Source organism: Myxococcota bacterium, from assembly GCA_040387835.1.
Classification (GTDB): Bacteria; Myxococcota; UBA727; order UBA727; family JABDBI01; genus JAZKCZ01.
Window position 1 is genome coordinate 211,774 of sequence record JAZKCZ010000002.1, and the last position, 26,635, is coordinate 238,408.

At 48.1% G+C, this 26,635-nt stretch carries 28 protein-coding genes; 17 read left to right on the forward strand and 11 right to left on the reverse strand.

The genetic code is table 11. The features are described from left to right. Nucleotides 1-29 precede the first annotated feature (29 nt). Genes trpCF through V4534_03710 form a run of 4 tightly spaced genes read right to left on the reverse strand, consistent with a single transcriptional unit; the run spans nt 30 to nt 6,077 of the window. Entirely contained in the window at nt 30-1,394 is a 1,365-nt protein-coding gene (trpCF, locus tag V4534_03695; protein MES2503960.1) for a bifunctional indole-3-glycerol-phosphate synthase TrpC/phosphoribosylanthranilate isomerase TrpF, read from the reverse strand. Beyond that, complete coding sequence (trpD, locus tag V4534_03700; protein MES2503961.1) at nt 1,345-2,319, reverse strand: anthranilate phosphoribosyltransferase; 975 nt, start codon at nt 2,317-2,319, stop codon at nt 1,345-1,347. The genes trpCF and trpD overlap by 50 nt, the downstream gene beginning before the upstream one ends. Next, on the reverse strand, nt 2,316-4,325 hold the full coding sequence (locus tag V4534_03705; protein MES2503962.1) for an anthranilate synthase component 1: 2,010 nt from the start codon (nt 4,323-4,325) through the stop codon (nt 2,316-2,318). The genes trpD and V4534_03705 overlap by 4 nt, the downstream gene beginning before the upstream one ends. A gap of 36 nt (nt 4,326-4,361) precedes the next feature. Beyond that, nucleotides 4,362-6,077: a family 16 glycosylhydrolase gene (locus tag V4534_03710; protein ID MES2503963.1), complete on the reverse strand. Its 1,716-nt coding sequence runs from the start codon at nt 6,075-6,077 to the stop codon at nt 4,362-4,364. A 78-nt stretch (nt 6,078-6,155) separates the two neighbouring features. Between V4534_03710 and V4534_03715 the strand changes: the two genes are divergently transcribed. Genes V4534_03715 through V4534_03725 form a run of 3 tightly spaced genes read left to right on the forward strand, consistent with a single transcriptional unit; the run spans nt 6,156 to nt 8,929 of the window. Beyond that, nucleotides 6,156-6,938, forward strand: coding sequence for a 3-hydroxyacyl-CoA dehydrogenase NAD-binding domain-containing protein (locus tag V4534_03715; protein MES2503964.1), 783 nt, complete (start codon nt 6,156-6,158; stop codon nt 6,936-6,938). Then, a complete protein-coding gene (locus V4534_03720; protein ID MES2503965.1) occupies nt 6,931-8,061 on the forward strand; it encodes an acyl-CoA dehydrogenase in 1,131 nt (376 codons plus the stop codon). The genes V4534_03715 and V4534_03720 overlap by 8 nt, the downstream gene beginning before the upstream one ends. Beyond that, entirely contained in the window at nt 8,054-8,929 is an 876-nt protein-coding gene (locus V4534_03725) for a hydroxymethylglutaryl-CoA lyase (GenBank protein ID MES2503966.1), read from the forward strand. Before V4534_03720 ends, V4534_03725 begins: the two co-directional genes overlap by 8 nt. Here V4534_03725 and V4534_03730 read toward each other — a convergent pair. After that, nucleotides 8,876-9,988: a hypothetical protein gene (locus V4534_03730; GenBank protein ID MES2503967.1), complete on the reverse strand. Its 1,113-nt coding sequence runs from the start codon at nt 9,986-9,988 to the stop codon at nt 8,876-8,878. The two genes, V4534_03725 and V4534_03730, sit on opposite strands and share 54 nt — an antisense overlap. A 76-nt stretch (nt 9,989-10,064) precedes the next feature. Here V4534_03730 and V4534_03735 point away from each other — a divergent pair, with 76 nt between their 5' ends. Beyond that, nucleotides 10,065-11,435, forward strand: coding sequence for a hypothetical protein (locus V4534_03735; GenBank protein MES2503968.1), 1,371 nt, complete (start codon nt 10,065-10,067; stop codon nt 11,433-11,435). Between the two features lies 1 nt (nt 11,436). Here the strand turns inward: V4534_03735 and V4534_03740 are convergent, their stop codons facing one another. Both V4534_03740 and yacG read right to left on the reverse strand, forming a co-directional pair. Further along, on the reverse strand, nt 11,437-11,778 hold the full coding sequence (locus V4534_03740) for an iron-sulfur cluster assembly accessory protein (GenBank protein ID MES2503969.1): 342 nt from the start codon (nt 11,776-11,778) through the stop codon (nt 11,437-11,439). Beyond that, nucleotides 11,699-11,914, reverse strand: a complete 216-nt coding sequence (gene yacG / locus V4534_03745) for a DNA gyrase inhibitor YacG (protein ID MES2503970.1) — start codon at nt 11,912-11,914, stop codon at nt 11,699-11,701. Before yacG ends, V4534_03740 begins: the two co-directional genes overlap by 80 nt. 111 nt (nt 11,915-12,025) lie before the next feature. Between yacG and V4534_03750 the strand changes: the two genes are divergently transcribed. From V4534_03750 to V4534_03765, 4 genes are read left to right on the forward strand one after another with little or no spacing between them, the layout of a single operon-like run. Further along, nucleotides 12,026-12,406: a hypothetical protein gene (locus V4534_03750; GenBank protein MES2503971.1), complete on the forward strand. Its 381-nt coding sequence runs from the start codon at nt 12,026-12,028 to the stop codon at nt 12,404-12,406. 4 nt (nt 12,407-12,410) lie between these two features. Beyond that, nucleotides 12,411-13,529 (forward strand): alanine dehydrogenase, encoded by a 1,119-nt coding sequence (ald, locus tag V4534_03755; GenBank protein MES2503972.1) that lies wholly within the window; start codon nt 12,411-12,413, stop codon nt 13,527-13,529. Further along, complete coding sequence (locus V4534_03760) at nt 13,498-14,478, forward strand: aminoglycoside phosphotransferase family protein (GenBank protein MES2503973.1); 981 nt, start codon at nt 13,498-13,500, stop codon at nt 14,476-14,478. Before ald ends, V4534_03760 begins: the two co-directional genes overlap by 32 nt. Further along, the gene (locus tag V4534_03765) at nt 14,475-14,969 is read left to right on the forward strand and encodes a TlpA disulfide reductase family protein (protein MES2503974.1); all 495 of its coding nucleotides are present in this window, start codon (nt 14,475-14,477) and stop codon (nt 14,967-14,969) included. Before V4534_03760 ends, V4534_03765 begins: the two co-directional genes overlap by 4 nt. Here the strand turns inward: V4534_03765 and tilS are convergent. Then, nucleotides 14,948-15,925 (reverse strand): tRNA lysidine(34) synthetase TilS, encoded by a 978-nt coding sequence (tilS, locus tag V4534_03770; protein MES2503975.1) that lies wholly within the window; start codon nt 15,923-15,925, stop codon nt 14,948-14,950. The two genes, V4534_03765 and tilS, sit on opposite strands and share 22 nt — an antisense overlap. 69 nt (nt 15,926-15,994) lie before the next feature. Here tilS and V4534_03775 point away from each other — a divergent pair, with 69 nt between their 5' ends. From V4534_03775 to V4534_03785, 3 genes are all read left to right on the forward strand, one after another. Next, complete coding sequence (locus V4534_03775; protein MES2503976.1) at nt 15,995-17,704, forward strand: 30S ribosomal protein S1; 1,710 nt, start codon at nt 15,995-15,997, stop codon at nt 17,702-17,704. Between the two features lie 90 nt (nt 17,705-17,794). Next, nucleotides 17,795-19,429, forward strand: coding sequence for a murein biosynthesis integral membrane protein MurJ (gene murJ, locus V4534_03780; GenBank protein ID MES2503977.1), 1,635 nt, complete (start codon nt 17,795-17,797; stop codon nt 19,427-19,429). A 39-nt stretch (nt 19,430-19,468) separates the two neighbouring features. Then, nucleotides 19,469-20,263, forward strand: coding sequence for a hypothetical protein (locus V4534_03785; protein MES2503978.1), 795 nt, complete (start codon nt 19,469-19,471; stop codon nt 20,261-20,263). Here the strand turns inward: V4534_03785 and rseP are convergent. Both rseP and V4534_03795 read right to left on the reverse strand, forming a co-directional pair. Continuing rightward, the gene (rseP, locus tag V4534_03790) at nt 20,231-21,292 is read right to left on the reverse strand and encodes an RIP metalloprotease RseP (protein ID MES2503979.1); all 1,062 of its coding nucleotides are present in this window, start codon (nt 21,290-21,292) and stop codon (nt 20,231-20,233) included. The genes V4534_03785 and rseP overlap by 33 nt on opposite strands. Before the next feature lie 20 nt (nt 21,293-21,312). Further along, a complete protein-coding gene (locus V4534_03795) occupies nt 21,313-22,143 on the reverse strand; it encodes a hypothetical protein (GenBank protein ID MES2503980.1) in 831 nt (276 codons plus the stop codon). A gap of 67 nt (nt 22,144-22,210) precedes the next feature. On the opposite strand from V4534_03795, the gene V4534_03800 reads away from it, so the two are divergent. Genes V4534_03800 through V4534_03825 form a run of 6 tightly spaced genes read left to right on the forward strand, consistent with a single transcriptional unit; the run spans nt 22,211 to nt 26,055 of the window. After that, nucleotides 22,211-22,606 (forward strand): hypothetical protein, encoded by a 396-nt coding sequence (locus V4534_03800; protein ID MES2503981.1) that lies wholly within the window; start codon nt 22,211-22,213, stop codon nt 22,604-22,606. A gap of 37 nt (nt 22,607-22,643) precedes the next feature. Further along, a complete protein-coding gene (locus tag V4534_03805) occupies nt 22,644-22,856 on the forward strand; it encodes a hypothetical protein (GenBank protein MES2503982.1) in 213 nt (70 codons plus the stop codon). A 3-nt stretch (nt 22,857-22,859) separates the two neighbouring features. Then, nucleotides 22,860-23,018: a hypothetical protein gene (locus V4534_03810; protein MES2503983.1), complete on the forward strand. Its 159-nt coding sequence runs from the start codon at nt 22,860-22,862 to the stop codon at nt 23,016-23,018. Beyond that, nucleotides 23,005-23,895, forward strand: coding sequence for a hypothetical protein (locus tag V4534_03815; GenBank protein MES2503984.1), 891 nt, complete (start codon nt 23,005-23,007; stop codon nt 23,893-23,895). Before V4534_03810 ends, V4534_03815 begins: the two co-directional genes overlap by 14 nt. Continuing rightward, nucleotides 23,892-25,184, forward strand: coding sequence for a proton-conducting transporter membrane subunit (locus tag V4534_03820; GenBank protein ID MES2503985.1), 1,293 nt, complete (start codon nt 23,892-23,894; stop codon nt 25,182-25,184). The genes V4534_03815 and V4534_03820 overlap by 4 nt, the downstream gene beginning before the upstream one ends. Continuing rightward, nucleotides 25,159-26,055 carry an HAD hydrolase family protein gene (locus tag V4534_03825; protein ID MES2503986.1) on the forward strand — a complete coding sequence of 299 codons (897 nt, stop codon included), beginning with the start codon at nt 25,159-25,161 and terminating at the stop codon, nt 26,053-26,055. Before V4534_03820 ends, V4534_03825 begins: the two co-directional genes overlap by 26 nt. Here the strand turns inward: V4534_03825 and V4534_03830 are convergent. Then, on the reverse strand, nt 26,031-26,567 hold the full coding sequence (locus V4534_03830; protein MES2503987.1) for an OmpH family outer membrane protein: 537 nt from the start codon (nt 26,565-26,567) through the stop codon (nt 26,031-26,033). The two genes, V4534_03825 and V4534_03830, sit on opposite strands and share 25 nt — an antisense overlap. Between the last annotated feature and the right edge of the window lie 68 nt (nt 26,568-26,635).

The following is a 26,635-nucleotide window of genomic DNA, read 5'->3' on the forward strand; positions in this document are numbered from 1 at the left end:
TTTTCCTGAAGGAGCGCGCGTCGGGCGATCTACCGAGATGACGTCGATAACATGATATTTGCGAATAATTTTTTTAGCTTCTCTTTGTCTTTTTTGCCTGGGGCATTTTCAACGCCGGAGTTGACATCAAGGGCCCAAAAATCCAGGGCGTCTGCTTGCACGACGTTATTAGGATTGAGGCCGCCGCTTAGGATTATTTTATCTTTGGGTAAAGTATCTGGAATGAGCGACCAGTCGAAAGTTTTGCCGGTGCCGCCTCGCAGAGTTGGGTGGGGGGTGTCGAACACGAAGCGGGTGCCCTCTCCCACAGGTGAGTCAGGGGTTAGGCGGCGCCAGATTTCTATATTATGCGGGAGCTGATTGCGTAGGTCTTCTAGGTAGCTTTCGGGTTCTTCGCCGTGGATTTGGACGGCGTATAAGTTTAGCGTTTTGGCGTAATCAACTACTTGGGCAACCGGAGCGTTTACGAACACGCCTATCCATCGCAGCGGTACAGCATCGCTGATTTGCTTGCCCGGGGTAATATCAATGCATCTGGGTGAGCTGGGCGCAAATATTAAGCCCCCAAAACCAGCACCGGCATCGTAGGCGTCTTTGGCATCTTCAACGGAAGTCAGGCCGCAAATTTTGACGCGGCCAAACATTAAATCCCGAAGCGCCAAATCTATTCGGGGGACCTTCATTAAAGAGGTTCCGATTAAAAAGCCATCGGGCGGTCTTGGCTCCATATTAAACGAGCGTATATCTGCGTGTGAAGCTATGCCTGATTCGACAATAGCGAGCCTGTCTCGAGGAATCAACGGCAACAATCGTTTGGAGACATCCAGGCTAACTTTAAGTGTTTTAAAATCGCGATTATTAACGCCGATAATGCGTGCGTCCAATGCCAGAGCGCGCTGTAACTCTTGCTCATCATGCACTTCGGTCAAAATATCCATTTGCAGCTCATGGGCGACTTTTGCACAAGCGCGATAAGTCTCATCATCCAGAACCGACAGCATCAGCAAAATCATGTCTGCTTGATAAGCCCGGGCTTCATAAACTTGATAGGGCGCAATTACGAAATCCTTGCAAAGCACCGGGCAGTTGGCCGCCTGCTGAACGATCGGCAAATAATCCAAGCTTCCTTGAAAAAACTTCTCATCCGCCAGCACAGAAATAGCGCCAGCAAAGGGCGAATAAATCCGAGCGATCTGCTCAATATCAAAGTCCGGGCGAATCAATCCTTCTGAAGGAGAGGCCTTTTTGCATTCAAGAATAAAGCCGCCTTTAAAGCGCCTATTTGAACGCGCCAAGCTCCGCTTAAAAGACTCGAGCGGCTTATCGCTTTCTCTGCGCGAGACTTCAGACCGCTTGTTCTCTAGAATACGTAATAAAGGCGTCGAGTTTGTCATAGGCTTTCCCCGAATAAATCGTGTCCAGCGCCTCTTCGTATCCTGTTTGACGGGAGTTTTCACCTAAATCTTGTGCGTTTTGGGCGCGCGAAAGAGCAACCAAAGCGCCAGCGTTGAGCGCGACTGCTTGGGATTGAGCCGGTGCAGCTTTACCCTTTAGCAACCTTTGCAACCACGCAGCGTTCTCAGCAGGCTCGCCGCCTCTTATCTCTTCTATCGAATGGTGTTCAAACGGCTGCCACTGGACTTGTGTAATTTCGCCAGCCAACAAAATCATCACGGTAGTAGGCGCATGAATAGCAATTTCATCCAGTCCACCGCCATGAACAACCAGTGCTTTATCTACGCCAAGCCGCTGCAAAGTCTCGGCCATAGGCCTGCATAACTCAGGCTTATACACGCCGGTAAGCTGCACGGGAGGCCGCGCCGGATTCACCAACGGCCCGAGTACGTTAAATATCGTTCTAACCCCTAAGGCCTTACGCGCAGCCGCAGCATGCTTCATGCCCGGGTGATATAAGGGCGCCAAGAGAAAACAAAACCCAATATCATCCAAACTTCTGCGCGATAGCTCTGCGGGCATCTCTAAATTAGCGCCCAGACTCATGAGCACATCGGCCGAGCCGCATTTAGAAGAAACCGAGCGATTGCCGTGTTTCGCCACTGGCAAACCCATGGCTGCCGTAACCAGGGATGCTGCCGTTGAAATATTGTAGGTGCCCTGCTCATCACCACCGGTTCCAACCAAATCAGCAAATAAATAATCCGGCCTGGGAAACGGCCGCGCTGCAGCTAATAAAGCCCGTGCCGCTTCGGAAATATCTCCTGAGGTTTCGCCTCGAGCTTTCAGATCCATCAAAAACTTTTTGATTTCATCCAAAGCAAGCTCACCTTTGATGATTTTATCGAAATACATTTGAATCATGACCGAGCCCATTTTAAAATGTTGCGAATCAGCTTCGAGCCCTCCGGCGTCAAGATCGACTCCGGATGGAATTGAACCCCGAGCATGTGATACTTCTTATGCCTAATAGCCATATTGGTATCATCACACCAAGCAATAGGTTCCAGCTCAAAGGGAATCTGCGTCCCAGCAAGTGAGTGATAGCGTGCCACAGGCATTGGGTTTGGGAGCCCTTTAAACACACCTTGCTCATCATGGCTCATCAAAGCACTTTTGCCATGAACGGTGGCTTCTGCAAGTCCAACGACACCGCCGAAAGCTTCGATCATCGCTTGATGGCCTAAGCAAACGCCAAATACCGGGATCCGGGAGCCACACTTTTGAATAAGCTCGATCATGCATCCGGCATCTGCGGGTGCGCCAGGTCCCGGGGAAAGCACAATCATGCGTGGCTCAGGCATTGCCAGGGCGAGCTTTAACGCTTCGTCAGCCGAAATGGTGTTGCGCCAGACAGACACATGGCAACCTAGGTTTTTAAATTCGGCTTCTAGGTTGAAAGTGAAGGAGTCGAAGTTATCGATTAGTAAGATTGAAACGGGGTTGTCGGGAAACCTCTCCCCCAGCCCCTCTCCAGTAACTGGAGAGGGTAGTAAAACATTTAATACGGCTTTCGCTTTGTTATGGGTCTCTTGTACTTCGGACGCTGGGTCCGAATCGTAGACTACCCCGGCGCCGGCGCGCACATAGGCAACTTTGTCTTTCACGAACGCAGAGCGAATCATGATTGCAGTATTTAGATTACCGTGGTTGTCTAGATATCCGACCGCGCCGCCGTAGATGCCGCGCTTAGAGTGCTCTGTTTTTCTCAAAATCTCGGCTGCTTTAACTTTGGGCGCCCCGACCAAAGTGCCCATATTAAGCGATGCTTGGTAGGCATGCAGCGCATCCAAATCGTCACGCAGCTCCCCTTGCACGTGCGAAACCAGATGCATGACATGCGAATAACGATCCACGGTCAACAGTTCTCGCACAAAACGCGTGCCGTTTTTCGATACTCTTGCAATATCGTTGCGAGCGAGGTCAACCAGCATCATGTGCTCAGCTTGCTCTTTTGTATCCAGGCGCAGTTCAGCTTCTTTGCGTGAATCCGAGTCTAAGTTTGCCCCCCGCGTGCGCGTACCTGCAATTGGACTAATTTCGACCTTCTTGGGCTCATCAGTTACGCGGATAAACGTCTCTGGGGAGCTTCCGAAGGCAGTAAAATCGCCGCCGTTTACATAGAACATGTAAGGACTAGGGTTCGCAAGCTTAAGCCGCAGATAAGCATCAAAAGGATCCTCGCAAGGCGCGCTAAATGTTCGGGATGGAACAATTTGAAACACATCGCCTGCGACGATATGCCGCTTCATTTGCACAACAATGTCTGCAAAATCAGCGTCCAATATATCCACGCTAATCTGCCCACCGGAGGCTTTTTGAACGCTCGCTTCTCTTTTAAATTGCGGCAGCTCGAAGGGCTTATCACTCAGTTCGCCCTGCTCCCACATACGCACATGGTTTTTAACGTGATCGACAATGATTAAGCTTTCCGGAATCCAAAACACATAATCAGGCAGATCGAACAAATCCCTTTTTGCTGCCGGCAGGTCTTCAACCAGATCAACATAGTCGTATGAAAACATGCCCAAAGTCATTTTGACGCCAGATAGCTGACTCATCACCCGGAGCACATCCAGCGGTGATGGCTGCTTGAGCTGGGCTTCTAAGCTTTGACTTCGATCTACCGGAGAAAATACAAGCGGCGTCTTGGCAATAATTTCCAGACGCTTCACCTCACCAAACTCAGTGAGCGCTTCAAGGGTCACCTCAAGGCCGCGGCATGTCGCCTTAAGCGCGGCTCTAGGCATGAGGATACTTTTTTCGCCTAGTCTTGTTTTGACATCAGCAGCCTCTAGCAAAACACAATTGCTATTTTGGCCCTGCTGAGTCAGATGTGCAAATAGAGCGACGGGATCGACTGGATTCATAAATTAATCTTTGCCATGGCTCTATATCGGTTGCAATCAACTAGCGTTCGGGCTCAATGTACCAAACGCACCCGCATTAGATTCGGTCCAATATTTAACAGTCTTAACTTGCAAGGTTGGTGCGCTCCAGCTCGGCATCCAGCCACCGTAGCCGGGGCCCGAAAAGGAATTTGCGCCGTTAATAGCACTGAAAAAATTGGCAACGGGATAGCTCCATGTGTCGGTGGGGCCTAACGGATTATGCCATGGTTTTTGGCAATAGCCATCAGGGAAATAGGCAGAGGTTCCCTCGCCGGCTGTGCCACCGACTGCTAAATTCATGATCAATATAAATGGTTGATCAAACGGAGCAGCATTTTCGTTGCAACTTACTTTAGACCAAGGGTTGTCTGACCAGGCACTGCTGCCAGCGTCATTTGCTATCGTTTGGCATGAGCCCGCTGCCGTATTGACCCCACTTTGTTTTGCATATTTCTGTAAGCAATTCGTCGAAGCCGAAGTGCCTCGCTGATAGAAACTTCGTTTACTGAAATCCACCTCTAACACATGGTTGGAGTCGTTATCAATGTAAGTGTAAATTCCTTGTGGGCTCCATCTCAGGCCATAAGTATGAAAATCTTGGTCAAGTGTTGGCGCCGTTGCCGTTACAGGAGTCGCATATCCCTTGTCAGCGTAATACTCTGTATGGGTCTTAATAAACGCGTTTTCGCTATAAACTGGTCCCCAGTGCAGCGTTGAAGCGTAAGACTGCACGCCGCCAAATGCCCCGCCGTTGGCATTAATATAGGCTTCCGAACAGCTCGCCGTATTACCTCTAGATTCTAGAATGTCTATTTCACCGCTTCGAGGCCAAACACCATACGCGCCAGCACCTAGCGGCGTTGTAAGACCAATAGATCCCGTCTGATTGAGAGGCATCATCCAGATGGCTGGCCAGAGCCAGTCTCCTTTCGGGATTTTGGCCACGATTTCAATCCTGCCATATAAAAAACCTTTGGAAACATCATAGCCAGAGGCTGGTTTTTGTGCAGACTTCGTAGAAATCCGGGCTGAAGTTACAGGTGCAATAATCGTACCAGCAGGGGTGTGACTTGTTGGGGCAACCAAGGCGGTGTTAACAGTTGCCGGACTTTTAGGCAGCCCATTGCCAATACCTCCACCACCATTATATCCGCTACCACTACCACATCCATCATACGTCAACCCATCTGCCGCGCCATTGTCCGTGCAAGCAATATTTGAACCAATGCTATCGGTACTAAAGCTCCAATTTCCAATCACACCTTGACAAATATCTCCAATATTATTTGGGCTTTCCGTAATTGAGCTTCTACCGCAGCCTAATACCGCCGCCAATGAAAACTGCGTTTCAGGATTGCCATTATTTGCCAAGGTTTCGCCCGATCCCAGTACATGTTTTTGCATCAAATCAGCTTTGATTGATAAACCATTGACGGGATCGAAGGCGATATTTCCTGGGCTATTTAGATAAGCTTCGAATTCAAAGTTACCTTCACCAGACATAGTTACTTCTGGCGTCCATATTCTAGTATCCAGCGCCTGTTGCTGAGTGAAATCATAAGTCCAATCGGGCGTTCCACTTGGAGAACCGGTGCCCGCGACTGCCAAATTAGCCGTACAAGCTCCGGGTTGTGAAGGCGGTGTAACAGGTGGGCCAGGTGGAGCACCTGGGTTACTTTTCGAGCAACTAAGAATTAAAAAAGTAAAAATTGAACAAAATATTACCTTCATAATTAATATAATATTTCATGCAACCAAACCCAGTCAACGCTCTTGCCCAATTTTCTTAAAAGTGAAAGCTAAGTCCTTATGATCAAACAGATTGGCGTTATAGGTTCCGGACAGATGGGAGCAGGGATAGCGCTCGTCTGCGCTCAAAGTAGCTTTGAAACGTATATTTTCGAAGAATCGCCCGCCGCTCGTATGAAGGCCCAAGGCTATTTCGATCGAAAAACAGACCCAAGTATTCGCAAACCTGATTTTGTAACTTTAGAAGAGTTGGCCGGGTGCGACCTGATCATTGAAGCAATACCCGAACAAGAAGACTTAAAGCGAGAGCTATTCATTAAATTGGATGAGCTATCTAGGCCCAAGACCATCCTTGCCAGCAATACGTCCTCTATTTCCATCACCAAAATTGCAGGATGGACCAAAAATCCTGAGCGCGTCATGGGCATGCATTTTATGAATCCAGTGCCCGTGATGAAGCTGGTAGAGCTAATTCGCGGCCTGCAAACTTCGGATGAGACCTATCAAACGGTTCAACAAACCGCTCAGGCGCTTGGCAAAATCACCACCACTTCCAAAGACATGCCAGGATTTATCGCCAATCGCATTCTGATGCCGATGATTAACGAGGCATTTTTTGCGCTGCAGGAAAATCTTGCGAGCGCTGAAGACATTGACACCACCATGCGTTTAGGTGCAAATCACCCAATGGGTCCACTCGCGCTGGCAGATTTTATTGGCCTGGATACTTGCGTATGGATCCTGGAAACCATGGACAAAAAGCCCTGCCCTCTGCTAAAGCAGTACGTCGACGCGGGATGGCTTGGAAAAAAATCAGGCCGAGGAGTTTTTTCTTATGTTTGATTTGTCTGAAACCCACGAATTGCTCCGCAAAACTTGCCGTGATTTCGCTACCAATCAGCTAAAGCCTGTCGCAGCCGAATTGGACGCAAAACACGCTTATCCAAAAGCGCAAATCAAGGCGCTGGGCGAGCTAGGTTTGATGGGCGTATTCATCCCGGATTCCGAAGGCGGCGCTGGCCTGGACGCACTAGCTTATGCCATTGCCATGGAGGAGATTTCTCGCGGATGCGCCTCATGCGGCGTGATCATGAGCGTGAACAACTCACTCTTTTGCGATCCCATTTATAAATATGGTTCAAGCCATCTCAAAGAGCATTTCCTAAAAGACTACGCTTCAGGACAAAAGCTTGGATGCTTCGCTCTAAGCGAACCAGGCAACGGCTCGGATGCTGCCGCTGCCAAAACGACAGCTGTTAAGACAGAGAAAGGCTACGTATTAAACGGCACCAAAGCCTGGATCACCAACGGTTACGAAGCCAACGCCGCCATCGTCTTTGCCACCACCGATGCCAGGGCAGGTAATAAGGGCATCTCCGCATTCGTCGTCCCCATGCCCACCCCCGGTCTGACGCTCGGCAAAAAAGAAGAAAAGCTTGGCATCCGGGCTTCATCCACCTGCAATTTAATCTTCGAAGACTGCTTAATCCCCAAAGAAAGCCTGCTCGGTGAAGAGGGCCACGGTTTCAAAATCGCCATGGCAACTTTGGACGGTGGCCGCATCGGCATCGCTGGCCAAGCGCTAGGCATCGCCCAAGCTGCGTTAGAAGAAGCTGCGTTTTACGCCAAAGAGCGCCAAGCTTTCGGTAAACCAATTTTCAAATTACAGTCGATCCAAAACAAACTGGCCGACATGGCCTTGCGCATCGAAAGCGCGCGCCTGCTCACTTGGAAAGCCGCGTGTTATAAAGACAAACATGTTCGCTTCACAAAAGAAGCCGCTATGGCCAAACTCGCCGCTTCCGAAACAGCAACTTTTGTTGCGCACCAAGCTATGCAGATCTTTGGCGGCAACGGTTACGTCACCGAATTCCCCGTCGAACGGCATTATCGGGACGCCCGCATCACTGAAATCTATGAAGGCACCAGTGAAATCCAGCGTTTGGTCATCGCAGCCCATGTCTAATTTTGTCAAAATAATGGAAGTAGGCCCTAGAGATGGCCTACAGAACGAAAAATGCTTCGTACCCACAGAGCAAAAGCTGCAATTCATCCAAGGCTTAGAAGAAGCGGGCCTGTCTCGCATTGAAGTCACCGCTTTCGTATCTAAACGCTGGATACCCCCATTGGCTGACCACGCTGAACTCGCCGCCCAGCTAATCAAAAAGCCAGCCATTACCCATGCCGCGCTAGTCCCGAATCTAAAAGGCTACGAACAAGCCAAGCGCTTTGGCATTGACGAAGTATCCTTAATATTGGCCGTGACCCAAAGCCATAACCAAAAAAATCTGAACGCCAGCACCGAAGAAGCATTTGCGCGCTATAAAGAAGTGATTGCACAAGCCAAGCTTGATGGCATGCCCTTTAGAGCCTACATTTCCTGCGCCTTCGGCTGTCCTTACGAAGGCAAAACACCCGTTTCAGCCGTCATGAAATGGGCTCAAGCTTTTTACGAACTAGGCGCTTATGAACTCAGCATCAGCGACACCATCGGTGTAGGCAACCCAAAGCAAACTCATGAACTACTCAACACGCTGCTCAAAGAATTTCCCAAAGAAAAACTGGGCATGCATTTCCATGACACTCAAGGCATGGCCCTAGCCAATATCTATGTTGCCTTAGAGTTAGGCATCCGTTCTTTCGATTCTTCCGCCGGTGGCATCGGCGGCTGCCCCTACGCCCCAGGCGCTAAAGGCAATGTAGAAACAGAAAAGCTGGTCAACATGCTCAGCAGCATGGGCTACGAAACCGGCATTGACCTAGAAAAGCTAAAAATAGCCTCAGCACGCCTTCAAAAAATACTCGCCAGCGGGAGCACGCCGATTGTAATGTGAAGCCATGGTGCGCCCATAAGCCCCAGCCTGCGTAATGAGCAGCACGTCCCCTGCTTCAGTCCTAGGCAAAAGCCGGTCATAACCCAAAAAATCAGCCGATTCACAAATCGGCCCTACCACATGGGCAGTGATCTCATTCGGCCTGTCTAATTTAGAAAGATTCACAATCTCATGATAAGCCCCATACAGAGCCGGTCGAATGAGCGAATTCATCCCCGTATCCACGCCAATAAATAAAACCCCTGCCTTTTCCTTAATCTGCGTCACCCGGGTAAGCAAAACGCCAGCCCCGGCCACCAAATAGCGGCCTGGTTCCAGCCAATATTGATACTGAGGATTCGCCATACAAACCGGCTTCAGCGCGTCATTAAGATGTTCGCAATCGATATCAAGCCCGAGGCCCCCGCCAAGATTAATCACTGATACATCCGGCATCCTCCGAGCAACCTCTACCAGCATCTGCGCCATCTGCCCCCAATGCCCCGGATCCGAAATGCCGCTTCCCGCATGCGCATGAAGACCCACAATGCGAACATCGCCCTTTTTCGCCAAAGCCAACGCCTGATCAACCTCGTTAAGCCCGATACCAAACTTAGATCCAGCACCAGCAGTCCGAACATGCTGATGATGCCCCCGCCCTTGCCCTGGATCAATCCGCAGAAATACCGCTTGCCCCCGAATCAAATCCGCCCAATGCACAAATGGGTACAAGCTATCCAAAGTCACATGACAATGCCGCTCAAAAGCATATGCATACTCAGCCGCAGGCGCGAAATTAGGCGTAAACAAAACTCTTGCAGCGTCCAAACGCGGAAAAAGCTCGAATACGCGTTCTAACTCAGCTTGCGAGACGCATTCAAAGCCTAAGTTTAATGCCTCAAACTCTCTGAGGATATCAGCGTGGTCGTTTGCTTTAAGCGCAAAGAAGACCTGCGTTATCGCTTTCAGCCTCTTAAGATCATCCGCAGCTGCTTGAAGCGTACTTTGGCTATATACGTATAAAGGCGTTTCATTCGCCTCAGATAAAAGCCGGTCCCGCTGCTTGTACCACCAAGTCATGATTTCAACACAAGTGAGTCCACCAATTTATTCCACAAAATAGTGTATATTTAATATAGCATGGAGGATTCTCAAAATGGTACGACCAACATTTGTCCAAGTTGACGAAGCAGCGCGGACTAGAATGCCAGACAATTCGGGGTCTCCGCCCGCACTTCCGCCAGGGCCTTCTCCGCGGCCTGCTGCCAAAGTCTCCCGGAAACCAGCCGGAACTCCGGATGAAGTCGAAGAACTGGATCCGCTCGGAACGGCAGTCCCTGTAGCAGCTGTGAATACGGCGGTCATCCCTTCAGTCCAAGTGGATCCGGATGCCCCTCCACGCACCCTTCAGGCCATTATGAAGGGGGCAAGCTCGTCAATCCCACGGACAGCAGTAGCAGCCGGGTTAATTGCGGCCGCTGGAGTTGTCATGGCACCTTTTACCGGCGGACTAAGTTTAGTGGTTACGGCAATTGCTGGCGCTGTTTCAGGATACTCTGCATACAAAAGCGATCAGGCAGACACAAGCAAACATTTTAATACTTTGTTTAACACCGACAAACTCCAGTTAACCGTACGTGGCATGGCGAATCATCCTGACGCGGAGAATAAAAACCAGGCTAAACTATTGGCCGATAAATACGATATTGCGGCAGCCAACAACGATATCTCAGCTCAACTCCAAATATTAGATGAAATTCAAAAAACCACGAATCTCGTTATAGATTTCGATAAGCATCTAAAAACAAGCGATCAAACCCACGTCGTCGATGATCATATCGGCAAAGGAACGTACCGCCAGCGAACCGCCAAGACCGTAGGGGATAGACATCCAACCCAACCACCCCTTAATCCTAGCCATCATATCATAGACGCAGGATTGAAAGATTTAGCCAACCTTCATACGCAATTAGGCGCTGGGGTTCGAGGTTCTCACCTTGATATATTGGAAAATATCCAAAAAATTAGCGATAAAGTTCTCGGTTTAATCAAGCCCCAAGTGGGGGCAGCGGAGGGAAACGACGCCATCTATCTTAATTCCGCGCTACTAGAACTGGAACAGAGTCTCTTACAACAATCAAATCCAAGCACTCTAGCAGCAAGGCAAACCCAAATTACAGAAATCCGCAGGCTGCGTGTTTTATTAAGACCCGAAGCTGAAAAAGCGACCGTTCTTAACACGATGCGAAGTAGCCATGCTGAGCTCAAAGCCCTAGTTCCCTGGAATTGGCGCAATTATAGACATCGAGAAGCCGCAAAAAAACTTATCCAGTCCAATCAGGAGACGGAACGTACCTACAAAGATCTATCAGATGCCGCCTTAGAGCAGTTAATCGAAAACTACAAATTAGAGGACCAATTGCTGGCAGGAGGGTTTAAGGTATCCAACGTCAGGGGCGCCGGTCTACCTACATACCTGCAAAAGATTGATGAGTTTCAAGGTGTCTTAGACAGACGCCATATCTAACTCAGCCAAAGCTAGAACCGCAGCCGCAAGTTCGCTTTGCGGTTGGGTTCACGAATTTAAAGCCCGCGCCGTTTAGGCCTTCTTCGTAATCCACAACTGTTCCAGGAATCTGGGTTGCAGTGAATACATCGGTGATGACTTTGAGGCCGTCGTATTCGCAGATTAGTTCATTGCCGTCATCTACAGGGTCCGAAAAGCTTAGGCCGTATTTAAAACCGGAGCAGCCGCCGCCTTGGACGCTGATTCTTAGGCAGCTGCCTTCTTCACCATTCGTTTCGGCTAGGGCCATTTTCGCCATTTCCACTGCTTTTGGGGTCAGTGTGATCGCTTCCAAATTCTCCATTTTCGTCATCTCCTTGTTCTGCTGGGATTGCGTAACGACCCGAAAGCCAACTGCCGAGGTCAATCATCTGACAACGCTGCGAGCAAAAGGTCTTATCCGTCGATTGACCACAAGTGGCACAATGAGTCGTTTTCATCGAGCCTATATCATAATACTTCCAACATTTTTAACAAGAGGGGCTTTTTTCACTTGAAAAGTCAGCTTAAGTCTGGTTTCTTATCGGACTTTCCAAAAGAGGATAACAACAGTGGCAAAACAAAGAAAAAAACGTTCTACCGTCTCGTTCAAAGACATTCAGATTGCGTACTTAATGGATGGCGTGAACTCTATAGCTAGACTTCATAAGGAAGGAAAAGCTTCAGGGATTACTATTCGCCGCGCACTAACCAATTTGAAAGAAAGCGGCCGCGAAGTTGCAGGACTTGAAAAATGGATCCGAGAAAATCTTGGAACCGGAATCCGCGGCAGAACTGCACCAACACCAGGTCAAGAACGTATTTATCGTGCTCAGCAAATCAAGACAAGCGGACCTTTCCTACGCTTGCCCTTGGCTGCTCTTCAAATCGATAAAGGCGAAGTCGTTTCTGTTGTGTTCCAAAAAGATCAAATTGTCGTAAAGAAAGTTTAATAATATGATTATTGGTTGTCCGTCGGAAATTAAAGTAAAAGAATACCGTGTTGGACTTGTTCCAGCTGCAGTCAAAGCCTTAACTGCCGACGGACATACCATATTAATACAAAAAAATGCCGGAATTGGATCTGGCATTTCAAATGAACAATACCAAGCTGTTGGTGCAGAAATAATTGATTCTGCCGAAGAAGTTTGGGAACGCTCTCAGATCATCTGTAAAGTGAAAGAGCCCGTGCCATCTGAATATCCTCTGATGCGCGCTGGGCAAATTCTTTACACCTACCTGCATCTTGCAGCAAACATAGAACTCACCGAAGCGCTATTGGCAAAGAAGGTTTCTGCTGTTGCCTATGAAACCATTCAGGTTGGCCATACCTTACCGCTCCTCAAACCCATGAGCGAAGTGGCAGGCCGGATGTCGATTCAAGTAGGCGCATGGTGTTTAGAAAAGCACCAAGGTGGCAAAGGCCTATTGCTTGGAGGCGTCACAGGCGTGCCTAGAGCAAAGGTTACGATTTTAGGAGGTGGCGTTGTAGGCCTGCAGGCGGCCAAAGTGGCTATCGGAATGGGCGCGGTAGTGAGACTACTCGATACAAACACCGATCGCCTTGAATACTTAGACCATATTTTCTCTGAGCGTTTACAAGCGCTATATTCAACCCCATATAGTATCGCCGAGGCAGTCATGGATGCCGATCTCGTGATCGGCGCGGTTTTAATCGCAGGTGCAAAAGCGCCCAAATTGGTGACTCGCGAGCTTATTGGGCAAATGGGCAAAGGCTCAGCCATTGTAGATGTTGCCGTAGATCAGGGCGGGTGTGTGGAAACCATGCGACCAACCACCCATGATAACCCGATTTTCGAAGTCGACGGCATTATTCACTACGGTGTTGCAAACATGCCTGGCGCCGTTGCACGCACCAGCACTTTTGCATTGGCGCAGGCCACTTTGCCCTACTTGCGTTTGCTTGCAGGTGTAGGTCTAGTAGAAGCATGCAAACAAAATCCGCACTTTGCACTGGGATTGAACACGCATCAAGGCTATCTTACTTATGAAGCAGTCGCTCATGCGCATGGATTAGCCTTTCATGAATATTCTAAAGTCTTGGCAGCATCTTGAACCCGGGCAACCGGAATTAATTACCGTCGGCAATATTAACCAGACTTATAAGGTGAAGCTGAACAACGGCTTTGGTGTTCTTCAAAAGCTTCACCCAGTTTTCGCACCTGAAGTGAACGTTGATATTTTAAACGTCACCGATTATTTAGCGCAGCATCATTTTCACACCCAAAAGCTTCTAAAAACCGATTCTGGCGATCTTTGGGCATTGGAAGAGAGTCAGTGTTGGCGAATGCTTACCTATGTGGAAGGCCATACCTTTGACGAAGTTAAAAATCCCGAACTTGGCTTTTCGGCCGGCCAACTGGTAGGGCGCTTTCATAAAGCGTTGTCTGAATTTGATTATGAATACCAGTCCGTTCGAAGCAATGTGCATAATACTCCTGCCTATTTGGAGAGGCTGGAGCGCAACCTCAAAGAAGGCAGTGCGCATCCTCTGTTTGAATCTGTTTCAGGCATCGCTCATGAGCTAATCAAAGAAGCCAGGTCACTGCCCGATCTCTGGGCAATGCCAGCGAGACATAGCCACGGCGATTTAAAAATCAGCAATATTATTTTCGATTCCAAGCAGGAGGCGGACTGCCTGATCGATCTTGATACACTGGGCAAGATGCCCTGGCCTATCGAAATGGGAGACGCATTTCGATCCTGGTGTAACCCGTTAGGTGAAAATCAAGCTGTTACCGCCTTTGATATGGAAGTCTATCGGGCGGCTCTGGAAGGCTACAAAGAACACGCTTGGAAGCTCTGGAGCAAGGCTGAGCGAAACTCGTTAAAAGCAGGCATCAAGCTTATCCCCCTCGAGCTTTGCGCTCGCTTTCTAATAGACATTTTCGAAGATCATTATTGGAAGTGGGACCCAGAAAGATTTGAATGCCGAGCCGATCACAATTGGCTTAGAGCGCAAAGTCAGTGGAATCTTTTTAAAGATATCCAGAGGAAGTTATGAACTTAGAAACTGCCAAAGCCATCTTCTTTTGGTTCGCTCTCACACTCATCGGCTGCCTGATCGCCTTTCAGCTATATAAGCGCGATCAATTGTATATGCAGCAAATCGATGTAACGCCCAAAGCAGCACCTGATTTCATGCTGGATGATGTGCAACTTTCGAAGCTTAAAGGGAAAACCGTGCTGCTCCATTTCTGGGCAACTTGGTGCGAGCCCTGCAGAGCGGAAATGCCATTGTTAGCCAATCTAAGTAAACGGGTAAAAGACCTGGTTATCTTGGCAGTGGCTGTGGATTCAACCAAAGCGGATGTGGAGCGATTCTTCGGACCTCAAAGACCTGGGTTTCCAGTGCTTTTAGACCTTAAACATCAAGTTGCCAGTCTATATGGAATCTCGCAGTTTCCGGAAACGCTGCTTATTGGGCCCGATGGTATGATTAGAGCGCTCTATATTGGCCCGCAGGATTGGGATCAGTTTGAACTAAAACCGTGAAGGCTAAAAGTTGCCTGTTGGTTGCAAACCGATATTTTACAACCGGAAATGTCAAAGGTCTTTTTTTCGGAATCCATATGAGCAATCTGCGCTAGTACCTGACCTGCAGACCGGTTATCGTTATACGGCAGAAATTTGCTTAAGCCGATTTTTAAGGCCTGAAATTTGATGGACTCAGAGATATTCGCGGGGAGCCTAACTTTAACTTGATCGGGCTCGATAGAAACTAAGTCTTCCGACAAAGTCTTCAAAGCATCCATGTCCAGACGCCTTTTTTCAGCCAGAAGCGCCAGGCGGGGCTTCGGCGCTTGGTGAAGGGCTAAGAAATCGCGTACTTGGACGCGGCGGCCTTCGCCTTTGAGGTTCGTGGGGTCTACGAAATAGTCGTTAACATTAAGGGCAGTTAGGACTGCGATGAGGTAGGCGCGGGAGAAGTTTAGTAGTGGACGGATAATGCGAAATCCCCCCTGCCCCCCTTTTTCAAAGGGGGGTGAGATTGCAAGCATGCCCGCGCCTTCGGGTCCGCCGCCTAGGCCCATGAGATCCATAACGAAGCTTTCAGCTTGGTCGTCCTGGGTGTGCGCGGTCGCGATGGCACTTACGCCTAGCTCTTGGGCTAACTGCCAGATGGCATCGTAGCGGCGCTGCCTTAGGCTTGCTTCGTCTTTTTTCTCACTAGGCAGTAAAGTTAGCCTGTGGCTATCAAAACCTAAAGCTTTCGCACGCGCACAAACAGCGCTGGCTTCGAAAGGTGTTTCTGACCGGGTGGCATGGTCCACACTTGCAACATAGATACGCTCAAATCTGCCGGGCCAATGAGCCACCGCTTCCATGAGGGCTCTGGAGTCAGACCCGCCGCTGACGCATAGGAGTAAACCTGTAGCCGAATAAGGGCTAAAATAGGCGTCCAAGGTATTCCAAATAGGCTGAATTAACCGTCTTGTCTTCGTTTGCATAATGGCATAAGTACTAGTCACGAAACCCGTTCATGACGAATTTAATTCGGTCATCTTAAAGGAATTTGAGTGAGAACCCAAGAAGAAACCCTATCATTTGAGGATTTGCTAAACGAAAGCTACGCCCGAGACGAAGTTCTCGAAGGCGAAATTGTCTCTGCTACCGTACTGGCTATTAATAAAGATTTTATCTCGGTCGATATCGGCTACAAATCGGAAGGATTAATCCCTGCCGATGAGTTTCCAAGCATCAATGGTGAAATCCAAATTAAAGTTGGCGAGCGTGTTGATGTGATGGTTGAGTCACGTGAAGATGACTCCGGCCGTCTGATTCTAAGCAAAGACAAAGCAGATCGCGTGAAGGTATGGGATGATATCTCACTTGCCTGCGAGAGAAACGAAATTGTAGAAGGAACCGTAACAGGCCGCGTTAAAGGTGGCCTTCAAGTTGACATCGGCGTTCGGGCATTTTTGCCAGGAAGCCAAGTTGATTTGAGACCAATCCGCAATTTAGACAAAATGATTGGCGAGCGGTTCCAGTTCAAAGTTATCAAATTTAACCGTAAACGCGGCAATATTGTCCTCAGTCGTAGAGCATTGCTAGAGAAAGAACGCGAAGAAAAGCGCGGAATGACTCTGCAGCACTTGTCTGAAGGTGCGGTATTGGACGGTATCATCAAGAACATGACCGATTATGGCGCGTTCGTTGATTTGGGCGGCGTTGACGGATTGTTGCACGTCACCGATATGAGCTGGGGTCGTATTCAAAACCCATCCGAGCTCTTTCAAGTTGGCAGCGTGGTCAAAGTTAAAGTGCTTAAATATGACCCAGAACACGAACGTGTTTCTTTGGGCATTAAGCAAATCCAAGAAGATCCATGGTTGTCCGTTCAGCAAGAATTCCCAGTGGGAACTCAAGTATCCGGCAAAGTGGTTTCTCTCACAGACTACGGCGCATTTATCGAACTGAAACCAGGTGTTGAAGGTTTGATCCACGTGTCTGAAATGTCATGGACCAAGCGCGTCAAGCACCCATCCAAGATCGTGAACATTGGCGATCAAGTAAATGCGGTTGTTTTGGATATTGACCAAGAAAGCAAACGTATCTCCCTCGGTATGAAGCAAGTGGAACCAAATCCATGGAGCCTGCTTGAAGAGAAATACCCAGTTGGAACGGTTATCCGTGGCGCTGTCCGCAACATCACTGATTTCGGTATCTTCATCGGCATCGAAGAAGGCATCGACGGCTTGGTACATATCAGCGATTTGTCCTGGACACATCGCGTCAAGCATCCTTCTGAAATCTTCCAAAAAGCTGACGAAGTCGAGGCAGTGGTTCTGAATATCGATGTGGAAAACGAACGTTTCTCACTTGGTATTAAGCAACTACACGAAGATCCATGGGGACGTATCCCACATGTGTACCCACGTGGTGCTCGCGTGAAGGGAACCGTTTCCAAGGTAACTGATTTCGGTGCATTTATTGAAATCGAACCAGGTATTGACGGTCTTTGCCATGTTTCTGAATTTGCCGAAGAACATATAGAAAACGCACATGAATTCGTGAAGCCAGGCGATGAAGTCGAAGTCATGATCATCGATGTGGATCCTGAAGAACGCAAGATCGGTCTGTCCATGAAGGCAGTGAAAAAAGCAGAAAAAGGCTTTGATTACCGCACCTACTTGGCACAGCAAAGCGCTGCAGCAGCGAAACCTGTGAAAAGCAGCATGGGAACCCTCGGCGAAGCTCTTAAGGGCTTTAACGTAACCGGCGAGTAATCATCCCTCCTCGCATCCCCCCTGCTCCTTGCGCAAGCAAAGGCAGGGGGGATTTTTATTTGGTCCCTATCTATAGTAGAGCTTTAATGAATGAATCCCACCAATAATATAGTTCCTGAAGTCGAAGGCGAGATTTCTCCCATATTGTCTAAAGGCGAACCAACTGCTTTTGCCCAACTCACCAAGCACGCAGGCATCGTGGCGCTATGTACCGCTATTTCGCGTTTTGCTGGCCTTGCCAGAGATATGGTGACAGCACATCTATTCGGCGCGACAGCGGTCATGGATGCCTTTAACATCGCTTTTACGATCCCTAATACTTTGCGCAGTTTTGTCGCTGAAGGCGCTTTAACGGTCGCCTTTATCCCCGTGTATACCGAAGTTCGCAGCCAGCAAGGTTTAGAGGCTGCGAAGCAGTTTTACCGTTCTGTTTTAGGAATCTTGCTGGTTGTCCTAACAGGGCTGGTCCTATTGGGCATCCTCGGCGCCTCGGGCTTGGTCTATGCTTTTGCAAGCGGCTTTGCAGAACGACCAGAGCAAATGGCTTTGGCCACGCAGCTAACCCGATGGATGTTTGCCTATGTTTTTTTCATTAGCTTGGTTGCTTTAAGCATGGGCGTCTTAAATGCACATAAGCATTTTATGACGCCGGCCGCATCACCAATTTTATTAAATCTGGCCATGATTGCTTGCGCTTGGGGTCTGCACAGCTACTTTGCCCAACCGGTTTATGCCTTGGCAGCGGGCGTTATTTCAGGCGGCATCTTGCAGCTTCTAGCGCAGGCACCCGCTTTGGCAAAAAGAGGCCTTCTGCTTAGGCCATCGTTTCAATGGAATAGCGCGCCTGTTAGAAAGCTGATGCGCGTTTTATTGCCTTCGGTATTTGGGGTGGCCATCTATCAAATTAATTTGATGGTTTTGAGGCAGTTGGGCAGTTACTTGCCGCCGGGACAAATCACTTGTTACAGCACGGCGGATAGGCTGATGCAGGTTGCCTTTGGAATTTTTGCCATCTCGATTGCAACGGCCACTTTGCCAGCGATGAGCGAACACACGGCGTCGGGCAAGATCGATCGGCAAAAGTTGGTGGACACCTGGCATTTTTCAACGAAGCTGACCAATTTCATCACCTTCCCGGCAGCGTTTGGGCTGGCAATTATTGGCCTGCCAATTGTATCAGTCTTATTTTTTCATGGCGCTTATGATTGGCATAGTACGCGTTTAACAGCTCTAGCCACGATGGCTTTTGCGCCTGGATTAATCAGCGTGGCATTTTCTCGTACGACGGTTCAAGCGTTCTATGCCCTGAAAGACATGAAAACGCCGGTGATTATTGCTGGCGTTACGCTGGTTCTTAACTTTTGCCTGGGCCTGTCTTTAATGCGCTATGAAGTCGTTGGGCTGGCGGCTTCGTTGACCTTGTCGAGTTTCGTTCAAACCATGCTGCTGCTAGTTTGCCTTCGCTTTAAGATTGGAAAACTGGGCGTGCGCAGCATGCTCGGGTCGATGGCTCGCCAGTTAATTTGCGCTGCAACCATGGGGCTCGTTGCGTATGAGATTTGCAGCTTCGGTGAGTGGACCCGCGGGCCCACACTGGCCAATGTTGGGCTAATGGGTGGCGCTGTTTTCGCTGGGATCCTAGTCTACGGCATCTTAAGCTTAGTCATGCAGTCCGAAGAGGCCCGTCAACTTAAGGGCTTAATAACAAAACGGATCAAGCACTAAATTTGGGCGATTAAGCAGAATATGATATATTAACCGGCCATGAAGTATATATTTATTGCCGCACTGTGTTCGTTTCAGGCATTTTGTCAGAGCCAGTTAGAAGTTATTCGAGCAGCTGAGCTGGCCGATGGCATTTATGTCTCTGGCGCATTGAAGCACCTGGAGCTTGAGACCGTTCACAGCCATGACAACCCTCTTTTTGCCAATCGCTTAGCAGGATTCTTTAATCAGGAGTCCAACACGCTTTACGTGGTCGTACGGGGAACCAGCAGCAAATTGAACTGGATCTCTGACGCTCGCATCGGTTCTTCAAACAAGATCGTCAAAAAAATTGTCAACTATTTGACCCCATCGAAGCTTAAGCCCTATGGCAAAATTCTGGACTCCTGGTCACAAGGCTGGTTTGAAGAATCATTTGAAGATTTAAAATCAGCATCTAATATCTTGATCCGAAAGCATAACGGCGCGACGGTTATCTTCACAGGGCATTCTTATGGCGGTATTATGGCTAACTTATTGGCCCAAGACGCATATCACCGGTTTCCAAGGTCAAAATTCAGGTGTCACACATTCAATGCGCCAGGTGCAGCCGAAATTCGATCTGAAACTTTAAATATGCCGCAAATCGCACAGGAAGAACTCGAAAGATTCATTTTCAACCATGTGAGGGAAAGCGATTTAATAGGACAATGGAACACGCACGAGGGCAAGGTGCATTACTATGCCAACAACAATCGCTGGCATCGTGATGCCCATGCCATGGCTCACTTTGTGAAAGATTTGAGAGACGGAGCCAAGCCCTTACTTAACGAGCCTGAGTACATCGTTGAATAGTGCTAGGGCCATCAAACCTAACAACAAGAACATTCCTGCTTGAGTGAGGATTTGTCGTACCCGGGTAGATAACGGACGGCCGGTGGCACCTTCGATCGCAAACATGAGCAAATGACCACCATCTAATACCGGAACCGGCAGCAGGTTAAGCAAGCCCAAGTTAACGCTGATCAGAGCCATGAGCTGCAAATAGTAAGCAAGGCCCTGAGTCGCCGCTTGACTTGCAACGCCAATAATCATTAGCGGGCCGCCCAATTCCTTCGGAGATACTTCCAAGCTCACCAGCATCCACAGTGACAACAAAGTCAGCTCAATAATATCCACGGTTTGAACGACAGCCAGTCTCATCGCTTCGAAAACACCGACCTGAATTCTTCCTGTTTGCGGATTATCTCCCAAAGCCACACCGATGCGACCGATGGTTTTATTTTTATGGAGCGGATTTGGATCCGGCTCAGCGTCCGGCGTAACATCGATAACTTTCTTTTCGCCGTCTCTGTCAACTTCAAATGCCAGTTTTTGATTCGGATGCGCTGATACTTGCTTAACCAGGTCGCCGAAGGTTTGGATTGGCTTATTATCAATCGCCAAGACCAAATCGCCAGCATGCAAACCTGCATTGAAAGCAGCTTTGTCTTCAATTACCTGGCCAATCACAGGTTTGTAAATTTCTTGAGAGCCAACCGCGATACCGAAAAACAAAAACAGTGGCAATATTAAGTTGAAGAAAGGGCCGGCCAAGGCGATGAGCGATTTTTTCCAAAGGGGTTGACCCAAAAAGCTTTTCTTCTTTTCTTCAGGCGTCAGCTCTTCATCGGGCGATTCGCCCAACATTTTGACATAGCCGCCGAAAGGAAACAGGCTTAAGGCGTACTCGGTGCCACCGCGAACGGTTTTAACTAATTTGGGTCCAAAGCCCACCGAAAAGGTCAAAACTCGGACGCCTAACATTTTGGCGACCCAGAAATGACCGAATTCGTGGACGACAACCAAAATGCAGAGAAGTAATAGACCAGCTAGTATACCCATGATGGGTACCAGCATACTTCTCAAGCACGAATATTTCCAATGGTATTTTTCGCGGTCTGATGCATGTTAGCCAAAATATTGGACATGATGCTCATGAGCTCGTTCAGCTTGTTCATTTGTTGTTTTAGCTTTTCAAACTGAATTTGCCTTGAGTCTTCAGAGTTATATCCCGAAAACGAGTTAACGAGTCGCTTCCCAACATCTTGGCCGACAGCGGCACCTGCAGCACCACCTTTCATCGCCCCTAAGACGCCACCTGCTAGGCCTCCTAAGTCAGCTGCTTTATGAGACACCCAACCTTTGACGCCCGGATGACCACCGTTTTCAAGAATAGAGATTCGCTCCATCACTTTCTTCTCTTCTTCTCGAGCAATCTTCATCATCACGAAACTTAAGACGTCTTCAAAGCAGGCATTGGGTCCTAGAGTTTGGGCCATCTCTTCAAACGCCTGTGGATCGCCCAGCAGCGAAGACATCGTTTTTTGTATTTCCGACATCTTTTGGGTCATCAAATTCACCATCGACTTTTGCTGCGCAGGGCCAGGTCTCTGATTCCTGGCTGCACTGGGCGCATAACCCCGCGTATGTGTAAATTCTTTTGCCTCTCTGGTCTCTTTACCTAAGACTTCTTGCGGGGACGGCAAATCCTGAGCCAAGGGTTGGGGTTGCGCATGTGCTTGCATGCCATCCGCTTTCGCAAACAAGTCTGCGAGAGACACGCCTTGAAGCAGCGCGCTGGTCTGAGTCTTAGCTGCTAAGGCGTCAGGTTTTGCGCCGATAGACGTTGAGGTCAGAGGCAGTTGAAGGCGGGCAGCGGCTCGTTGTTGTATGACAGGGTTTAAGGTTGGCATATGTCTAGGTATCGATGGTTTTCATGAATTAGTTGCGGATTTCTCGGGAAAGGGCGACAAATGATCTTTGATGGTTTTTGAAGTTGTCATATTGGCGCTCGCCGCTTGGCTCAGCTTTGCCAAAAGCTCTCTGCAAGCTGCCCTTTGCTTGCTTATTTTGTCGACGGCTCTGGGTTGTTGGCCGCTTTTAATTCCTACCGGATTGCTTTTAACAACGTCCCTTTTAATCCCTAGACCCAATCCAAGACACCAGCGTCGCCGTTTTCGAGTCAGTAAGTTGATATATGTGTGCTTATTTTTTGCCTTGGGCTACTTTTTTGCTCAGCAGGTCTGGCTATTTAATCCCACCGTTTTAGCTTCGGCTGAAGCAGTGGCAGAGCTGCGATTAGAGCAGCTGATTTTGCCCTTTTCGTTTTTTGTTTTCGTGTCGTTTCTATTGTTAACGAGGAAATATGTGGACTGAGTTCGGTTTAATATTTCTGGGATTTATCGGAATTCTCATGCGGCGAAATCTTTTTGCCATTGGGTTTTCTTTTGCGCTTTTATACCTGGGCATTTGGTTATGGATGCAAAGGGAACTGCCGGCTGCCACTGTCTTAAGTTTAAGTTTTATCTTTGGCCTATTCATCATTCTATTTGCGGTTGTCGTGATCTTTGTTTGGAGAAACAGAGGCACTCTGCACTTAGACGAAATTCGCGAGCTGAGAGGCTAATCTATGAGAGCGATCTATTTTTTATGGATTCTGCTGCCAGTGATTCTAATTAGCTTGGTTCGATTTGCGTTACGCTTATTCTTCTGGGGCGGCATTCAACGCATGCTCACGCTTGTAGCTCTGGGTCTCTTTATGATGGTTTGGTATTATGTTCAGAATTGAGTTTCTGCCACTAATCCCGGCAGGCATTGCTTTATTACTTAGTTTTGCGCCGACATCGTTTTTAGAAGCTCGTAAATCTATTAATATTATTCTGCAAATTTTTTGGTTTATTTTTCTAGTCTTTCTCAAAAGGCAGGGGCTTTTGAGCGTTTCTGATTTTAGCTTGCTGAGCGTTCAAATCTTGGTTTTGCTTGGCGTTAAGACAGAAAACTGGCTTTTAATTGCGCTGTCGACGGCCTCGATTGTTAGCGGCAATTTTCAGTTAGCGCTACTTTTTGCGTATCTGCATGTCGTGATGATGTTCTTTATGATTCTTCAAACGGGCGGCCTTTATAAGGGGAGTACTTCTTATCAAAGCATTATTTTTTTCCTAGTTATCGATTTGAGCGCCTATTTTTCTCTTTCGGTGTCGCATCCTGCTGCTTATTGGATTGTGCTTCTGCCCTGTTTAGCGCGTACTCTTTTTCTCGTGGCCTCGCCTTATGCCCGGACGGTTTTTTATAATTGCCCTACAGAGGTGATGATTTTGCTTTTGGGCAGTATGGTGCCTATTGGCATTTCTTTGCTATCAAAAGTGCCGCTACCGTGTCCAAGGCTTGATATCTTGGAGGTCATTTGCATGGGCAGTGCTTTATTTGCCGCAATGCTTTTTTTGATGGAAAGAAGCAGGCGGCAGCGGGCCATCTATCTATTTATGGCACAAAGTCCTCTTTGTATCGCCCTCATTCTTAAAAAGCATCCGCTTGGGATGCCACTGTGTCTCTTAGGGATGGTTAATTCGATGACTTGGTTGTATTTCCTAGATAAACCTAAAATTCGTTATCTTAACATTGCCCTTGCCGGCACGACCGTTATCTGGTTGGTGTGTAAACAATGACAATAGCGCTCATCATACTCTTGGCCGCTGCGTTTACATGTCTGGTATTGGAGTCTTTGAGCTGGATTGAAACTAAAAATCATATTGTGTTGACTGGTATTTTAAGCGTTGGTGGTGCGGTTTATTTTTTGCTACCCTCGCCGGAGTTTGCTGCGCGGCCAGTCTCGCTGGCGGCGTGTACCATCGTAGCGCTCATGAGCATCCTTTTATATACTTCTCAACTGCAGTATTCCAAATCGAAAAGGAGCGAAGCCTATGCCTTAATTTTAGTGATATACGCTCTGCTTCTCTGGATTAGCGTGACCACCAATTTGGTTCAACTGACGATACTGAGCTCGTTAAGTAACATGCTGTTGGTTGGTCTGACCGCGTTTCGAGGCAACAAACGGATTGCATCGGAGATTGCTGTTAAGTTTGTTATTTTGGCGCTATTCGTTTTCTGTTTGCTGTGTCTGGCGATCACAATTTCGCAGGGGCAAAATGCCAAGCTCGGGCTTTGTGTTACTTGGATTTCTTTATTGTTACTCATTGGCGCTACGCCATTTTTTAATGTGCATGTCGATTATTTAGATGGTGCGCCACCCTTTGCTTCGGTCTTGTTACTGGGCTCGATGTTGATTGGCGTTGGCTCGTTTATGGTGCAAATGACCAATGCCGGCCTTGATATGAGACTGCAACAAGTGCTCCTTAGTTTTGCTGGCGCTTCGGTGCTCATTCCGCCATTTTTGGCCTTGGATCAGCAACGCATCGGGCGCTCGATTGCATATTTATGCATGACCCAAGTTGGTGTGTTATTGCTTTTGTGTCTGTTCAAAGTGCCTAGGGTTGAAATATTCTTTCTGCATATCGCTTTAGCAACCCCGGGGGCGTTCGCGGGCGTCAGGTTTTGGAAGCACGCCAACAGTTCGGAAAAAAACTGGGAAGACTATGCGGGTGCGGGGCGCAAACATCCGTACGTGGGCTTAAGCTGGCTTTTTATTCTAAGTTCGTTGGCTGGCGCACCGCTTACGCTGGGATTTTGGATTTATTTGCAATTGGCCGAATCGGCGCATCAATTTGGAATGCCTTGGCTATTGGCGCTCATCGTTTTGGCCATTGTGGTATCGATGATTCCGGTTGCCCGTCTCGGTGTATTTATGTTTGCCAAACCCACTGGTTTTGAAATGATCAGGCATCATCAACCCCGACAAGGCTTTGTCATTGTGCTGTGCGCTCTCCTCGTGCTTAGCGCCAAATTCATGTGCTACTGGCTACCTACGGCATATGAGCTTAAAATTTTTTCTCCTTAGCTTTTCTGCCTGCAGCTTTGCTTTCAGTATCTGCAACTTGCTGGAGCCGGACAATCTTCAAGCACCAAAAGGTTTTAGCCATCGCGCCAATAGCGCTTTGACTTGGCTTGCGCCGCATCATAGCTCGTCCGATATTTTAACAACCATTGGGCATGACGTGGATCTAAACGCCAAGTTCTCGTATGGCCCGCTCAGCACAGATTTAATTGATGAAGAAATCGAAATCTGGATTGATACTTGCTCAAATAAACTTCAACATCTTGGATCTTTTAAAACCAATGCCGATGGACGCGTGAGTCAAAAATTCTCTGCGGCGCATTTGCCCAAAGAAGGCTCATTTAGGATTTGGGCAAAAGTGGTCGGGGACAATACGCTCACCAATCTCACACTGCGTATTCTCAAGGAAGGAACCAAATTGGCAGTATTCGATATTGATGGCACCCTAACCCACTCCAACGTTAATCAGTCGTTACGAAATGGCTCAGTGGAAGCCACTCAAAAAGTAAAAAAAATGGGCTTAGAAATACTATATCTTACTGGCCGTCACTATGTTTTAACAAACTACACCAGGCATTTTCTTGCAGAGAGTGGGTATTCAGACGGAACGCTTATATTGGGGCAGTCTCTGCAAGAGATTGTGCCTAGCAATAGCAATGTGGGGGAATTTAAAGCCAATCGTCTATTAGGCCTAAAGGCGCTGGGATTTATTATCGAAAGGGCCTATGGCAATGATACCACTGACATCTTTGCCTATCTCAAAGCAGGTATTTCCCCTCAGCAAATCTACATTGCTGGGCCTCATGGTGCACTGGAAAATACCATCGCTTTGGGAGAAGACTTTTTAAATCACTTAGCTTTAATCGTTTTTTGATTTTTAGCTTTTACTGGATTGGCGGTATTGTAGCGTTTGATGACGGTGTTGGTGATATCTAGCTCAGGCGTCACGTACAAAACGGTTGCTTCGTTTTTGTTTAGCACCACGCTATAGCCTTCAGCCTTAGCAATGTCTTGGATAATGGGGTTTGCTTTTTTGATGATATCACCCATGACATCGCGTTGCTTTTTGACCATTTCTTCTTGCATGGTTGCATAAAGCTGCTGGGCCTCACCAAATTTGGTTTGAAGCTCCATGCCTTTTTCTTGACGAGCTTGTTCGGTCATGACGGCTGCTTTGCTCTGAAATGATTCTTGCAGCTTTTTCAACTCGGCTTGCTTACTGTCTAATAGCTCTTGCTTCTTCTTGAATTCTTCTTGAAGCTTGACCTTAGCAGCCTGACCGTCCGTAACATTGTTAACGGTTTTCTCTAGATCGATAACAGCGATCTTCATCTCTGCCTGCAAGTTACAAGCTGCAAATAGGGCGGTTAAAATCATCAAACGCATATTAAAAATCTCCTGTTTTAAGACATCCTAGGCGTAGCATGCTTGCGTTTTCATGTTAAGATAAATCC